The 14,785-nt window shown below is 66.1% G+C and carries 14 protein-coding genes; 6 read left to right on the top strand and 8 right to left on the bottom strand.

Going from position 1 to position 14,785, the window contains the following annotated elements; genetic code table 11:
- Positions 1-6 precede the first annotated feature (6 nt).
- The 3 genes from ACQKLX_RS25630 to ACQKLX_RS25620 form a co-directional block, all read right to left on the bottom strand.
- Positions 7-888: an ABC transporter permease gene (locus tag ACQKLX_RS25630; RefSeq protein WP_427364386.1), complete on the bottom strand. Its 882-nt coding sequence runs from the start codon at positions 886-888 to the stop codon at positions 7-9.
- Positions 885-1,691, bottom strand: coding sequence for an ABC transporter ATP-binding protein (locus ACQKLX_RS25625; protein ID WP_427364385.1), 807 nt, complete (start codon positions 1,689-1,691; stop codon positions 885-887). Before ACQKLX_RS25625 ends, ACQKLX_RS25630 begins: the two co-directional genes overlap by 4 nt.
- A gap of 162 nt (positions 1,692-1,853) precedes the next feature.
- Complete coding sequence (locus tag ACQKLX_RS25620; RefSeq protein WP_427364384.1) at positions 1,854-2,882, bottom strand: ABC transporter substrate-binding protein; 1,029 nt, start codon at positions 2,880-2,882, stop codon at positions 1,854-1,856.
- A gap of 285 nt (positions 2,883-3,167) precedes the next feature.
- Between ACQKLX_RS25620 and ACQKLX_RS25615 the strand changes: the two genes are divergently transcribed.
- Positions 3,168-3,968 carry a creatininase family protein gene (locus ACQKLX_RS25615; RefSeq protein ID WP_427364383.1) on the top strand — a complete coding sequence of 267 codons (801 nt, stop codon included), beginning with the start codon at positions 3,168-3,170 and terminating at the stop codon, positions 3,966-3,968.
- A gap of 121 nt (positions 3,969-4,089) precedes the next feature.
- On the opposite strand, the gene soxR is transcribed toward ACQKLX_RS25615, so the two are convergent.
- A complete protein-coding gene (gene soxR, locus ACQKLX_RS25610) occupies positions 4,090-4,551 on the bottom strand; it encodes a redox-sensitive transcriptional activator SoxR (protein ID WP_427364382.1) in 462 nt (153 codons plus the stop codon).
- Between the two features lie 75 nt (positions 4,552-4,626).
- On the opposite strand from soxR, the gene ACQKLX_RS25605 reads away from it, so the two are divergent.
- Positions 4,627-5,181: an NADPH-dependent FMN reductase gene (locus ACQKLX_RS25605; protein ID WP_427364381.1), complete on the top strand. Its 555-nt coding sequence runs from the start codon at positions 4,627-4,629 to the stop codon at positions 5,179-5,181.
- 228 nt (positions 5,182-5,409) lie between these two features.
- Positions 5,410-6,174, top strand: coding sequence for an MBL fold metallo-hydrolase (locus tag ACQKLX_RS25600; protein ID WP_427364380.1), 765 nt, complete (start codon positions 5,410-5,412; stop codon positions 6,172-6,174).
- A 6-nt stretch (positions 6,175-6,180) separates the two neighbouring features.
- Here ACQKLX_RS25600 and ACQKLX_RS25595 read toward each other — a convergent pair whose 3' ends face one another.
- The 4 genes from ACQKLX_RS25595 to otnK all read right to left on the bottom strand — a co-directional run bounded on the left by ACQKLX_RS25595 (position 6,181) and on the right by otnK (position 10,910).
- Positions 6,181-6,576, bottom strand: coding sequence for a hypothetical protein (locus ACQKLX_RS25595; protein ID WP_427364379.1), 396 nt, complete (start codon positions 6,574-6,576; stop codon positions 6,181-6,183).
- An 88-nt stretch (positions 6,577-6,664) separates the two neighbouring features.
- Positions 6,665-8,194, bottom strand: a complete 1,530-nt coding sequence (locus ACQKLX_RS25590; protein ID WP_427364378.1) for a malonate--CoA ligase — start codon at positions 8,192-8,194, stop codon at positions 6,665-6,667.
- Positions 8,195-8,231: 37 nt separating this feature from the next.
- Complete coding sequence (locus ACQKLX_RS25585; RefSeq protein ID WP_427364377.1) at positions 8,232-9,560, bottom strand: malonyl-CoA decarboxylase; 1,329 nt, start codon at positions 9,558-9,560, stop codon at positions 8,232-8,234.
- An 84-nt stretch (positions 9,561-9,644) separates the two neighbouring features.
- Entirely contained in the window at positions 9,645-10,910 is a 1,266-nt protein-coding gene (gene otnK, locus ACQKLX_RS25580) for a 3-oxo-tetronate kinase (RefSeq protein ID WP_427364376.1), read from the bottom strand.
- Between the two features lie 352 nt (positions 10,911-11,262).
- Here otnK and ACQKLX_RS25575 point away from each other — a divergent pair, with 352 nt between their 5' ends.
- From ACQKLX_RS25575 to ACQKLX_RS25565, 3 genes are all read left to right on the top strand, one after another.
- Positions 11,263-12,768, top strand: a complete 1,506-nt coding sequence (locus tag ACQKLX_RS25575; protein WP_427364375.1) for an ABC transporter substrate-binding protein — start codon at positions 11,263-11,265, stop codon at positions 12,766-12,768.
- A gap of 202 nt (positions 12,769-12,970) precedes the next feature.
- On the top strand, positions 12,971-13,915 hold the full coding sequence (locus tag ACQKLX_RS25570; RefSeq protein ID WP_427364374.1) for an ABC transporter permease: 945 nt from the start codon (positions 12,971-12,973) through the stop codon (positions 13,913-13,915).
- Positions 13,915-14,784, top strand: a complete 870-nt coding sequence (locus ACQKLX_RS25565; RefSeq protein ID WP_427364373.1) for an ABC transporter permease — start codon at positions 13,915-13,917, stop codon at positions 14,782-14,784. The genes ACQKLX_RS25570 and ACQKLX_RS25565 overlap by 1 nt, the downstream gene beginning before the upstream one ends.
- The last annotated feature ends 1 nt before the right edge of the window (position 14,785 follow it).

Here is a 14,785-nt window from a genome sequence, read left to right as displayed (position 1 = left end):
CAGCTTTCAATTCTCGCGCTTCAACGCGCTCTCGTGCCAGCGCCGCAGCAGGAGATGCGAGATCAGGCTCGTCGCCAGGAAGATCGCGATGCCCGAGAGCGAGATCATCAGCAACGCGGCGAAGACGCGCGGGATCTTGAGCTGGTAGCCGGCCTCGAGGATGCGGTAGGCCAGCCCCGATTCCGAACCGCCCGTGCCGGCGACGAACTCGGCGACGACGGCGCCGATCAGCGCGAGCCCGCCCGAAATCTTCAGCCCCGCCAGGAAATAGGGCAGCGCCGCCGGAAGCTTGAGATAGCGCAGGGTCTGCCAGCGCGTCGCCCCATGCAGCTGGAAGAAATTGATCAGGTTGTGGTCGGCCGAATTCAGCCCAAGGATGGTGTTCGACAGGATCGGGAAGAAGGCGACGATCCAGGCGCAGATCAGCAGGGACAGGTTGATGTCGCCGGCCCAGATGATGATCAGCGGCGCGATCGCGACGATCGGCGTCACCTGCAGGATCACCGCATAGGGCAAGAGCGCCATCTCCAGCCATTTCGACTGGGTGAACAGCACGGCGAGCGCGACGCCGACGATCACCGCCGCCGCCAGCGCCATGAAGGTGATGCGCAAGGTGATCCAGAGCGAGGCCGAAAGCGTGCCCCAGTCGGCGATCAGGGTCTGCCCGACGAGGAGCGGCCCGGGCAGCACATAGGACGGCACCTCGTTCCAGCGCACGGCGAATTCCCAAAGCCCGAGCACCAGGATGCCGACGGCGATCGGCGCGAGAATGCGCGGCCAGAAGCTGACCGGTAGGCCGAGGATGGTCGGCTCGGCAAGCGCAAGCGGGCGGGCCTCGGCATCGGTGCCGTCATGCGGCACGGCGGTCGTCGGGTACGAGGAACTCATGCGCCGATCGCCTCCTTGAGCTTGCCGGAGGCGAGCCGGCAGAGATGGGCATATTCGGCCGAGGTCCGGAACAGTTCGTCGCGCGGATAGGGAGCGGAGACGTCGAGATCGGCCATGACGCGGCCCGGCCGGGCCGCCATGACCACGATGCGCTGCGAGAGATAGACCGACTCGAAGACCGAATGGGTGACGAAGACGGCGGTGAAGCGCTCGCGCCACCACAGGTTCAGCAGGTCGTCGTTGAGGCGGTGACGGGTGATCTCGTCGAGCGCGGCGAAGGGCTCGTCCATCAGCAGGATCTTCGGCCGCATCACCAGAGCGCGGGCGATCGAGACCCGCATCTTCATGCCGCCGGATAGCTCGCGCGGATAGGATTTTTCGAAGCCCTTGAGGCCGACCAGCGCCAGCATCTCGGCGGCGCGCTCTTGCGCCTCGCGCCTGGGCACATGCTTGAGCACGAGTGGCAGCATGACGTTGGAGAGCGCATTGGCCCAAGGCATCAGCGTCGGGTCCTGGAAGACGAAGCCGAGATCGCGCCCGGCCTTGTCTTCGCCGGCGCCGGGCCAGTCGATCGTACCGGTGGACGGGCTACCGAGACCGGCGATCATACGCAGCAAGGTCGACTTGCCGCAGCCGGAGGGGCCGAGCAGGCTGATGAACTCGCCGGTGCCGAGATCGAGATCGACATCGCGCACGGCAATGGTGCCGTTGGCGAACTGCTTGGAGACCCCGCGGATCGAGACGAGCGGAGCACCGCTCGCCTGCCCCGCCGCCGGATGTCTGCTCAGATAGGCTGTGTCCAAAGGCCTGATGATCCAGTTTGCGATCTTTAAGTAGAAGTCATCCCGGGCGACCAAAGGGAGACCCGGGATCCATGCCTGAACCGTTCAGGAATGGATCCCGGATCAGCGCCGCCTGCGGCGGCTTGTCCGGGATGACCCGCTCTACACGGCAGGGCCGCCTTCTCAGGGCTTGCCGACGCCCTTGTTGATGAACTCCAGGCTGTAGGCCTTCTTGACGTCGACTCCCGCGGGGATGACACCGGCTTCCGTCATCGTCTTGGCGAAGCTCGCCCAGCGCGCATCGGTCATGGCGCCGATGCCGAGCGTCTTCGCATCACCCGAGGCGACGATGCCGTTGTCGTTCATCACCTTGAGGGCGTAGTCGATCTTCTCCTGATCCATGTCGGGGTTATCCTTCAGGATCCGGGCATTGGCGGCGGCGATGTTCGGCCCGCCCTTCATGTATTCGGCCCAGCCCTCAGCCGTCGCGTCGACGAAGCGCTGCACGATCTCCTTCTTCTCCTGCACCATCTTGCGGGAGATGGTGATGGTCGTGTTGTAGTTCTCGAAGCCGGCATCGGCGAGGAGATGGACGACCGGCTCGACGCCGGCCTTGCGGATCACGTAGGGCTCGGAGGACAGGAAGCCCTGCTGGGTCAGCTTCTTGTCGGCCAGGAACGGCGCCATGTTGAAGGTGTAGGGCCGGATCTGCTCGTCGCGATAGCCGAATTTCAGCTTCAGGAACGGCCAGAAGCCGACGCGGGCCTGCGCCGCGATCAGGATCGGCTTGTCCTTGAGGGCGGCGAGCGAGTCGTTGCCCTGGCCAGGATGCGAGATCAGGACCTGCGGATCCTTCTGGAAGATCGAGGCGATGCAGAGGAAGGGCAGGTTCTCCTGCGCGAAGCTCAGCGCCTCCAGCGAATTGCCCATGATCATGTCGACGCGGCCGCCGAGCAGGAGCTGGGTCGGGTTCTGCTGCGGACCACCCGGCCGGATGTCGACGTCGAGCCCGTACTTCTTGTAGATGCCGTTGGCGGCGGCGAGATAGAAGCCGCCATGCTCGGTCTGGGCGCGCCAGTTGGTCTGGTAGCTGACCTTGTCGAGGGTCTGCGCATTGACGCGCGCACCCGGTACCGGGATCAGCACCGAGGCGGCCGAGCCGCCGAGCAGGCCGAGCGCAGCGCGCCGGTCGAGGCGATATTTCATCGTCATGGCCTAACCCCCTCCATCATGTCGCGAACCTGTCGCCGGACCGCACAACCCTCGCGTCCCGCAGGCAGCTTGTATGCCACGGCCTGAGGCCCACTGGAAATGCGTCGTGGCCGGCTTTCGCACAGACGAACCCTGCCGGCGAGACTGCGGCCCGCATGGCGTGCGCGTGCCATCGGCCCTTCCCTCGTCATCCCCGCTCACTATGCTGGGCAGTCCTGTCGCCCTGAGGCAGCAGGCGCGAATCGCGGGGCCGGCCCGCAGCTTCACCGACGAGACCTGAAGACCATGACCGCACGCTTCTGGGGCGACCTGAAGACCACCGACTTCGCCGACCTCTCCCCCGAGGCGACCATCGCCGTGCTGCCTCTTGCCGCGATCGAGCAGCACGGGCCGCATCTGCCTGTGTCGGTCGACACCACCGTGATGAACGCGATGCTGGCGCTGGCGATGCCGCAGGTTCCTGCCGGGCTCGACGTGCTGGTGCTGCCGACACAGGCGATCTGCAAGTCGAACGAGCACCTGCACTCGCCGGGCACGCTGACCATCTCCTGGGAGAGCGCGATCCGGAGCTGGATCGAGATCGGCGAGAGCGTGAAGCGCGCCGGCCTGCGCAAGCTCGTGCTCGTCACCTCCCATGGCGGTAATGTCGACCCGATGAAGGTGGTGGCGCGCGAATTGCGCGTCAGCCAGGGCATGTTCGCGGTCTCGACCTCCTGGAGCAATTTCGGCCTGCCGCCGGAGCTCTATGGCGAAATGGACGCCAAACACGGCATCCATGCCGGCGACATCGAGACTTCGCTGATGCTGCATTTCCGGCCCGACCTCGTCGATATGAGCCAGGCCGGCCGCTTCGTGCCGCGCACGGTCGAGATGGCGGATGAGGGCTACAACTGGCTGAGACCGACTGGCGCGCACCCCTTTGCCTGGATGGCGCAGGACGTTCACTCCTCCGGCGCGGCAGGCGATGCCAGCCTCGCCACGGCCGAGAAGGGCAAGGCGACGGCCGAATTTCAGGCTAAGGGCTTCATCGAGTTGCTCGCCGACGTGGCGCGTTTCCCGCTCGCGAAGCTGCACAAGGCTAATTGAAACGCGTCATGCTCGGGCCTGACCCGAGCATTTCAGGCCAGAAGAGGCTCCGGCAAGCACCTTCTGGTCACGAGATTCTCGGGTCTGCGCTTCGCTCCGCCCGAGAATGACGCCTCCTCGGTCAATCCGGATCGAGCAGCCTCGGCCCGGCGCCCTGCTTGCCGAGCTCGTCCCAGGGATTGTGCAAGGGGCAGCTCCTGACCGAGAGGCAGCCGCAGCCGATGCAGTCGGTGAGATGGTCGCGCAAGCGCGTCAGCCGGTCGATGCGGTGCTCCAGCTCCTCCTTCCAGGCCGCCGAGAGCCGGCTCCAGTCCTCTGCCGTCGGCGTGCGCTCCTGCGGCAGCGCCTTGAAGGCCTCGCGGATGGTCTTGAGCGGGATGCCGGTGCGCTGCGCCACCTTGATGATGGCGACGCGGCGCAACACCTCGCGCGGGTAGCGGCGCTGATTGCCGGCATTGCGGCGGCTGCGGATCAGCCCTTCCGCCTCGTAGAAGTGCAGCGCTGAGACCGCGATGCCGCTGCGGCTCGCGACCTGGCCGACGCTGAGATCGTCGGCGAACGGATTGCGGGCTGGGTGCTTCATGGCGCTTGACCTTAACCTTACTTGAGGTCTTATAGAGATCGCTCCGCTGCACCGCCAGCCCCTCGGAGCCTTCCCATGCATCGCCCGCTCATCCCCCAGATCAAGGTCGCCGTGATCTATGGCAGCACGCGCCAGGGGCGCCTCTGCGACAAGGTGGCGGCCTGGACAATCGCGCAGATCGAGGGTGACGGCCCCTTCTCGGTCGAGAGCGTCGACCCCGGCGCGCACGACCTCGTCGAGCAGACAGAGCGGCTCGGCCGAGCCGATGCCTTCATCGTGGTGACGCCCGAATACAACCGCAGCTTCCCGGCCCCACTGAAGGCACTGATCGACGGCACCGGCGCAGAATGGCGCGGCAAGCCGGTCGCCTTCGTCTCCTATGGCGGGGTCTCTGGAGGCCTGCGCGCCGTCGAGCAACTGCGCCTCGTCTTCGCCGAACTGCACGCCGCGACGATCCGCGACGGCGTCTGCTTCGCCAATGCCTGGGACCAGTTCGACGAGACCGGCCGCCTGCGCGATGCCGACCGGGCCGAGCGGGCGATGGCGACCATGCTCGGGCAGTTGCACTGGTGGGCGAGCGCGCTCAGGACGGCCCGCAACACCGTGCCCTACGGCCAGTTCGCGGCCTGAGCGGCTTCCACCACAACACGATATCGACAGCTCGTTCGCAGGGATTTTCTCGTGCCAGCAGCTTGTCTGAGGCCAATCGATTACCCGGACGGCTGCGCGTGGAACATTTCCCTGAAAACGCAGGTATCTAACGCCGCGATGCAGTTTGCTTCACAAATTCGAACTGGTCGCGGCGGTGGCATCCGGGGAAGGATCGGATAGACCGATCCCTCCTTCCGCGGAGCCGCCATGCAGATCAAACTCCTGCGCAACGCCCTGCTCAAGCTGAGCTACGCCGGCAAGACCCTGCTGATCGACCCTGATTTCGGCGAAAAGCTCAGCCGCCGCTCGATCGCCGGCAAGTCACAGAACCCGATGGTCGACCTGCCCGAGCCGATCGAGGACATCCTCGCAGGCGTCGACCACGTCATCGTCTCGCATCTGCACGCCGACCATTTCGACGAGGTCGCCAAGGCTCGCATCCCGAAGGACATTCCGCTGATCTGCCAGCCCGGCAACGAAGAGGCGATCCGGGCGGCCGGCTTCAGCAATGTCGAGCCGCTCGAATGCTTCGTCCGGATCGGGCCGATCGTGGTCAAGCCGCAGCCGGCTCAGCACGGCACCGGGCCGGTCGTCGAGGTGATGGGCAAGGTGATGGGCTTCACCCTGGAAGCGCCGGGCGAGCCTTCAGTCTACTGGTGCGGCGACAGCGTGCTCTACCCGCCGCTGCAGGAGGCTGTCGCCAAGGCCGAGCCCGACGTCATCGTCACCCATTCCTGCGGCGCGCTCTGGGACGGCACGCTGATCGTGATGGATGCGCAGCAGACGCTGGACCTTGCCGAGCAGGCGCCGCAGGCGGTGATCGTCGCGACCCATATGGAAGCGCTCGACCATGCCAGCGTCAGCCGGCAGGCATTGCGCGAGGCGGCCGATTCCCGCGGCATCGGTCGCGACCGGCTCCTGATCCCGGCCGATGGCGAGACGATCGAACTGAAGGCGCCGGTGCACGCCTGAGCGAGCTTATTTGACCCGCCTGGCGTCGACGCCGAAGGAGCGGAAGGTATCGCGATCGATGACGGTCACAGTCGTCGATGAGCTGGAACTGCCGAATTCGCTCTTGAGGGACATCTTCAGCACGCATTCACCAGCACCAGAACCGGGCTTGGTGGTCCACTGCCCGGAGGTGACCTGCTCCTCCCACTTCCCCTCCTGATTGACGAAACGGCGGACGGCCCTGAACGAGCCGTCCGCGTTGTAGGCGTCGAGATTGTCGACCTTGATCTTCATCGGCCCCATGGCGACATCGCCCTTGGTGGCCCAGCGCCCGGTCAGCGTCCCCTTGCAGTCGGTAGCGGCAGAGGCGATCCCCGCCGAGCCGAAGACGGTTGCGAGAAGCGGCAGTAGGAAGCGTCGCATGACGATCTCCGGAGGACGGCGCTGGTATCACTGCACCAATCCTTGCTCCGGAAGCGCCTGACCGCGTCCTCCATTCGAACGAGCCCGCTTACTCTCCAGCCTTGAACTGCTTGGCGTAGATGTCCTTGTATTGCTCGCGCAGCAGGTTCTTCTGGACCTTGCCCATGGTGTTGCGTGGCAGGTCGGCGACGACGAAGACCTGCTTGGGCTGCTTGAACTTGGCGAGGCGCTGCTCCAGCGCTGCGGCGATGCCGGCGGCGCTGACCTCGGCGCCGGGCTTGGCCACCACGACCGCGGTAACGCCCTCGCCGAAATCCGGATGCGGGCAGCCGATCACGGCGCTCTCGATCACGCCCGGCATCTCGTCGATCTCGGCCTCGACCTCCTTCGGGTAGACGTTGTAGCCGCCCGTGATGATCAGGTCCTTGCCGCGCCCGACGATGTGGACATAGCCGGCCGAGTCGATCTTGCCGAGGTCGCCGGTGATGAAGAAACCGTCGGCCCTGAACTCGGCCTTGGTCTTCTCGGGATTGCGCCAATAGCCCTTGAAGACGTTCGGGCCCTTGACCTCGATCATGCCGATCTCGTCGCGGGCGAGCTCCGTGCCGCTCTCCGGATCGGTGACGCGGGCCGAAACGCCCGGCAACGGGAAGCCGACCGTGCCCGCCACCCGGTCCCCGTCATAGGGATTCGAGGTGTTCATGTTGGTCTCGGTCATGCCGTAGCGCTCGAGGATGGCGTGGCCCGTGCGCTCGCGCCATTCGCGATGCGTCTCGGCCAGCAATGGCGCCGAGCCGGAGACGAAGAGGCGCATATGCTTCACCGCCTCCTTCGACAGCCTCTGGTCCTGGAGCAGGCGGACATAGAAGGTCGGCACGCCCATCATGCTGGTCGCCCTGGGCAGGTATTTGAAGACCTGCTCGGGATCGAACTTCGGCAGCAGGATCATCGAGGCGCCGGCAAGCAGGATCGTGTTGGTCGCGACGAAGAGGCCGTGAGTGTGGAAGATCGGCAGCGCATGCAACAGCACGTCGCCCTTGCTGAAGCGCCAGTAGTCGACCAGCGACAAGGCGTTCGAGGCGAGGTTGTCATGGGAAAGCATGGCGCCCTTGGAGCGCCCGGTCGTGCCGGAGGTGTAGAGGATGGCGGCGAGATCGTCGGCGCCGCGCGCGACATCCGCGAACTCGGCCGCAGCGGCGTTGGCCTTGTCGAGCAGGCTGCCGGCGCCGACGCCGAGCGTCTCCAGCTTCGCTCCGGCCTTGTCGGCGAAAGGCTTCAGCGCCTCGGCCTTGGCGGGACCGCAAACGAAGACGGCCGGCTCGGCATCGCCGAGGAAGTACTCGATCTCCGCCGGGGTATAGGCGGTGTTGAGCGGCAGGAAGATCGCGCCGGCCCGGACCGTGCCGAGATAGAGCATCAGCGCCTCGATGCTCTTCTCGACCTGGACGGCGACGCGATCGCCCGGCTTGACGCCGAGCGCGACCAGCGCGTTGGCGAAGCGGGCGGAGACCGCAACCATGTCGGCGTAGGTATAGGTCCGGCCGTCATCGAGGAACGCGAAGGGCGCGGTCAGCGCCGGCATGCGGGCCTTGATCAGGTCGAACAGATGATTGCCCATGATTTCGGGTCCTTTCAGGCGTTTCCGTTGTCTTTGGTCACTTCGTCGCCGGCCGCAGCTGCTTCTTCACCGAGGAGGAAGCGACCACCGTATTGCGACTGGCGAAGGCTTCGTGATTGGTCTCGATGTCGTCGAGCTCATAGCGGTAATTGACCATCACGCCATGCGACTCGCGCCGGCCCCGGTCGGAGAGGTTGCCGCCGACATTGATACGCTCCAGCCGCGCGCCATTGCCGAGATGGAAGCGGGCGACCGGGTCGATCACGCGTCCCGACGAGGTTCGGGCCCGCAGCATGTACTGCGCCATCATCTGGCCGAGCAGCTTGTCGCGGCGGGCGCGGGTGACCTCGTCCTGCGCCGCGACCTCGGCCGGCGCCTGCATCAGCAGCGCCGCTTCCTCATTGGTCAGGCCGAGTTCGGCCGGCTCCGCCAGCGCCGGACCGAGCCAGCGGGCGAAGCCCGGCACCGGCGAGAGCGTGACGAAGACGTCGAGGCCCGGGAGCTCGCGCTTCAGATCCTCCGCGACCTGCTTGATCAGGAAGTTGCCGAAGGAGATGCCGCGCAGGCCCTCCTGGCAGTTGGAGATCGAGTAGAACACCGCCGTGCTCGCCGACGAGGCCGGGAGCACCTCGCGGTCCTCGCTCAGCACGTCGACGATCCGGCTCGGGCTCTCGCGGGTCAGCGCCACCTCGACGAAGATCAGCGGCTCGTCGATCAGTTGCGGGTGGAAGAAGGCGAAGCAGCGCCGGTCGGCCGGCTCGAGCCGGCGGCGCAGATCGTCCCAGTCCTTGATGGCGTGGACCGCCTCGTAGCGAATGATCTTCTCCAGCACGTTCGCCGGCGTGGTCCAGTCGATCCGGCGCAGCACCAGGAAGCCACGATTGAACCAGGAGCCGAACAGGTGCCGGAAATCGGCATCGACCGCCTTGAGTTCCGGCTCCTGCTTCATCGCCTCGAACAGGCTCTCGCGCATGCGCACCAGCACATGCGTGCCGCCAGGTGCCAGATTCAGCCTGCGGAACAGCTCCTGCCGCCGTGGCTCGGAGGCCAGATGGAGCTGGCCGATCGCCTCGGCGTCGGGATTGTCGCGATAGCGCTCCAACGCGGCGTCGAGCCGCTCGCGATCGGGGCCGAAGCGCTCCTGCAGCAGGCGGAAGAAGGCGAGCCGGCCGGCCTCGTCGAGCTGCTGCCAGTCCTCCAGAACGGCCTGCGCCAGCGCCATGCCGGAAGCCTCACCGCGCCCCGAGAGCAGATCCTCGCAAAGCTTGTCGAGCGGCCGGCGGCGGTTCGAGGCGAAGCGCTCGAAATTGATCAGCGCCCGGCCGCGATCGGCGACGCTGGTCAGGAGATCGCCAAGAAACGCCATCTGCACCCCCAAAGCCTCGCTTGCACTGCCTATCCTATACGAGTTTGCCGCAGTGCAAACGTGACGAGCCGCGACACGATCGCGCTACTTCAAAAGCTCCCACGCCTTGAGGAAGAAATCGGGCGCGCCGAAATTCCCAGACTTCAATGCAACCACCATCTCCGGCCCATCGACGACACGGGTCCACGGCACACCGGGATCGATCTCCGGCCCGATCTCCAGCGTGCGGATGGAAAGGCCCTGCACCACGGCTCCGGAAGTCTCGCCGCCGGCTACGAGCAGGCGGGCGACGCCGCCAACGTTCAGAAGGCGTGCGACCTCGGCGAAAGCGTGCTCGACAGTCTCGCCGGCCTTCTCGCGACCAAGCTTGTCCTGCACCGCCGCGACCTCGGCCGGATCGTCGCTGGAATAGATGAGGAAGGGCTTGTCGGTCGGCTGGGCGAACGCCCATTCGACCAGCTTGGCCGGTGTCTGCTCGCCCGCCGTCAAGGCAAGCGGATCGACCTTCAGCGCCGGGATGCCGGCCGCAAGCGCCGCCTTGATCTGGCCGCGCGTCGCAGTCGAGCAGCTGCCGGAGATGATGCCGGCGCGGCCGGCCGGCGCAGAGAGATGCGTCGCGGTCTCGCGCCGGGGCAACAGCCCCGCCTTACGGAAGTTCTCGGGCAGGCCCATGGCGATGCCGGAGCCGCCGGTGAGCAGGACATGGTCAGAAATCGCCTCGCCGAGCACCATCAGATGGCCGTTGTCGATTGCGTCGGTGACGACGTAGCGCACGCCGTCGGCCGCCAGCTCGGCCAGGCGCTTGCGCACGGCGGCAGCGCCTTGGTTGACGGCGGCATAGGAGGCGAGCCCGACCTTGTGGGGGGTCTGCGCGCCCATCAGACGCATCAGGTTGGAGTCCCGCATCGGCGTCAGCGGGTGATCCTTCATCGAGCTCTCGTGCAGCGGCACCGCCCCGACGAAGAGATAGCCCTGGAAGATCGAGCGGCCATTGGCCGGGAAAGCCGGGCAGACGATCGCCTGATGGGCGTTGAGGCGCTGCATCAGCGCATCGGCGACCGGGCCGATATTGCCCTTGGCAGTCGAGTCGAAGGTCGAGCAGTATTTGAACAGGATCTGCCTGGCACCGGCAGCGAGCAGCGCCTCGCAGGCGGCGAGCGAATCCGCCACGGCCTCGGCGACGGGATTGGTGCGCGACTTCAGCGCGACGACGACGGCATCGGCTTCGGGCAGTTTTGCGCCGGCGGGAGGCGCACCGATGACCTGAACCGTGCGCATGCCGGCGCGGTTCAGCATCAGGGCGACGTCGGTCGCGCCCGTCATGTCGTCGGCAATCACACCCAGCAGCATCGTCAGATCCTTCTTCTGCAACGCCGTCGCGACCCTGCGAGCGGCGCCGGCAGATTTTGCATACCAGAAGCAATGCCGGCGGCGACAGGCCCGAGTTGCGTCGCAGCCATGCATGAGTGCCGGCAGGCCGTCACACTGTATCCATTGCACCAATCGCGTCGGCATGGAATGTTCGCCACAACGCTCGGCAGGGGCAAGACGAGCCTATCGACGATCATCGAAAAATGCGCCAGCTTGGTACCGAATGGGACCAAACAAGAATGCCTCGCGGGGCTCCGGGATCGCCGCAAGAGCGATGGAGCCTCGGGTAACGAGCCCAGTTCAAAGCAAAACAACGATGAGGGGAACAGCGATGAAACATATCGTTCTGCTGGCGTCAGCCGCCATGCTCGGTCTCGCCGCGCTTCCAGTTCAAGCCCAATCGCCATCGACCTTGCGTATCGGCCTTCAGGAAGACCCCGATATGCTCGATCCGCATAAGGCCCGCACCTTCGTCGGCCGTATCGTCTTCATGGGCCTGTGCGACCGGCTCGTCGACATCGATCCGGAGCTGAAGATCATCCCGCGCCTTGCGACGCAATGGTCGTTCTCAGGCGACGGCCTGACGCTGACGATGAAGCTCAGGACCGACGCCAAGTTCCATGACGGCGAGAGCTTCAACGCCGAAGCGGCCAAGGCCAATCTCGAACGGGCGATGACCCTGCCGGATTCGCTGCGCAAATCGGAACTCGCCTCGGTCGCAACTGTCGAGGCTCCCGACCCGGAGACGCTCGTGCTGAAGCTCAAGCGCCCCGATGCGACGCTACTCGCCCAGCTCACCGATCGCGCCGGCATGATGCTGTCGCCGAAGAGCCTGGGACCCGACATCACCGCCAAGCCGATCTGCTCCGGCCCCTACCAGTTCGTCGAGCGCGTCCAGAACGACCGCATCGTGCTCGACAAGTTCAAGGGGCACTGGGAAGCGGACAAGTACCAGTTCGACCGGATCGTCTACCGCGCCATTCCCGACACCACGGTCCGGCTCGCGAACCTGCGCGCCGGCGAGCTCGACATGCTGGAGCGGCTGGCGCCGACAGACGTGAAATCGGCACAGGGCGATAAGAGCCTCAAGGTTCAGAGCACGGCCAATCTCGGCTACCAGGGCATCACCATCAACACCAACCATGGCGATGCCGCCAGCCAGCCGATGGGCAAGGACAAGCGCATCCGGCAGGCGCTGTCGCTCTCGATCGACCGCAAGGTGCTGAGCCAGGTGGTGTTCGAGGGGCTCTATGCGCCGATGAACCAGCCCTTCAATCCGGGCAACCAGTATCTTTCCGCCGCCCTGCCCGTGCCCGAGCGCGACGTCGCCAAGGCCAAGGCGCTGCTCAAGGAGGCCGGACAGAGCAAGGTTTCGGTCGAGCTCTTCGTCACCAACAACCCGGTCGACGCCCAACTCGGCCAGGTCATCCAGGCGATGGCGCAGGAAGCCGGCATCGACATCCAGATCCGCTCGACCGAGTTCGCCAGCCAGCTGCGCGACCAGCAGCAGGGCAAGTTCCAGATGAGCCGGATCGGCTGGTCCGGCCGCATCGATCCCGACGGCAACATCCACCAGTTCGTGACGACCAAGGGCAACCAGAACGACGGGCGCTACTCCAACGCCGAAGTCGACAAGCTGCTCGACGAAGCCCGCACGATCTACGACGTCGCCGAGCGCAAGAAGCGCTACGACGCGGCTCAGAAGATCCTCCAGGACGAATTGCCGATCGTCTATCTCTACAACCAGACGGTCTTCTTCGCGCTGCGCTCCAATATCCAGGGCTTCGTGATCAACCCCGACGGGATGATCCGGCTCTCGGGGCTGAAGCGGTCGTGATTGGCGAAATCGCCAAGGCTCCTCCCCTCTCCCTCGTGGGGAGGGGCTGCGAGTGGGGGGCGTCCCGCTTGGTGACCGTCGGTAAGACGGCCCCCATTGCATGCGCCCCGTCTCCCGACCGTCCGAACCATCGCTCCGGCTTTTCGCCCCCCACCCCTAACCCCTCCCCACAAGGGGGAGGGGAATCGCGCCGGCCAGAACCATGCTCGCCCTGATCGGCCGGCGCCTCCTGATCGCGATCCCGACGCTGTTCCTGGTGTCGCTGTTCGTCTTCGCCCTGCAGCGGGCGCTGCCGGGCGACCCGTTCCTCGTCATCGCCGGCGAGGAGCGCGACCCCGAGGTGATCGCGCGCCTGCGCCAGATCTACCGGATGGACGATCCGATCGTGGTGCAATTCTTCGCCTGGCTCGGCCAGGTGATCCAGGGCGATTTCGGCCGCTCGCTGCGCACGGGCGAGCCGGTGCTCGGGCTGATCGTGCAAAAGCTCGGCGTCACCTTCCAGCTGGCGGTCGCCTCGATGCTCATCGCCATCGGCATCGGCATCCCCGCCGGCATCATCGCTGCCAGGCGCAAGGACACCGTCGCCGACTATTCGGCGAGCGCGGTTGCGCTATTCGGCCTCTCGGTCCCGCATTTCTGGCTCGGGATCATGCTGATCCTGCTTGTCTCGGTCGAGTTGCGCTGGCTGCCGGCCTCAGGGTTCGAATCGATCTTCAGCGATCCGCGCGCCGCGATCGAGCGGATGATCATGCCGGCCTTCGTGCTCGGCGGCGGGCTCGCCGCGTCGCTGATGCGCCATACGCGCTCGGCCATGCTCGAAGTGCTCCAGTCGGACTATGTCCGGACCGCGCGCGCCAAGGGCCTCGCCGAGGATGCGGTGATCAACCGGCATGCGCTGCGCAACGCGCTGGTGCCGATCATCACCCTGTCGACGATCCTGTTCGGTGAACTGCTCGCCGGCGCGGTGCTGACCGAGCAGGTCTTCACCATCCCCGGCTTCGGCAAGCTGATCGTCGATGCGGTCTTCAACCGCGACTACGGCGTCGTCCAGGGCGTCGTGCTCTGCACCGCGATCGGCTTCATCGTGATGAACCTCCTCGCGGATGTCCTCTACATCCTCGTCAACCCGCGCCTGAGGGACAGCTGATGGGCGCCATGACCGTCCGCGCCACCGGGGCAACCCTTCAGGGCCGCGGCTCCCTCCGCAAGCTCCTGCGCAGCCGCTCCGCTCGCATCGGCGGCCTGATCGTGCTGGTCTTCGTTGCAATGGCGCTGCTGGCGCCATTGCTGCCGCTCGCTGACCCCTTGAAGTCGAACTTCCTCGCCATCCGCAAGCCGCCCTCCGAACTCTACTGGTTCGGTACCGACGAACTCGGCCGTGACCAGGTCTCGCGGCTGATCTTCGGTGCGCAGGCCTCGCTGCTGGCGGGCATCATCTCGGTCGCGATCGCGCTGGCGGTCGGCGTGCCGATCGGCCTGATCGCCGGCTGGTATGGCGGCTGGATCGACGCGGTGATCTCGCGCGTCACCGAGGCCCTGCTCGCCTGCCCCTTCCTGATCCTGGCGATCGCACTCGCCGCCGTGCTCGGTCCGTCCTTGACCAATGCGATGATCGCGATCGGGCTCTCCTTCGCGCCGATCCTGATCCGCCTGGTCCGCGGCCAGGTGCTGGCGATCAAGAACGAGGAGTTCGTCGACGGCGCCCGCGCCATTGGCGGCGGCAAGCTCTACATCCTGTTCCGCCATGTCGCGCCGAACACGCTCTCGCCGATCATCGTGCAGTCGACGCTGTTCATGGCGCAAGCGATCGTGCTCGAAGCCGCCCTCTCCTTCCTCGGCCTCGGCCAGCAACCGCCCTCCCCGTCCTGGGGCCAGATGCTCAACGTCGCCAAGAACTTCATGGAGCAGGCCCCGTGGATGTCAGTGGCGCCCGGCGTCGCCATCTTCCTGGCGGTCCTCGGCTTCAACCTGCTCGGCGACGGCCTGCGCGACGCGCTCGATCCCAAAGAATCCTGAC

The sequence above is a fragment of the Allobosea sp. NPDC003192 genome (assembly GCF_050275675.1).
In the GTDB taxonomy this organism is placed as follows: domain Bacteria; phylum Pseudomonadota; class Alphaproteobacteria; order Rhizobiales; family Beijerinckiaceae; genus Allobosea.
This window is presented reverse-complemented; position numbering and strand designations above follow the sequence as displayed.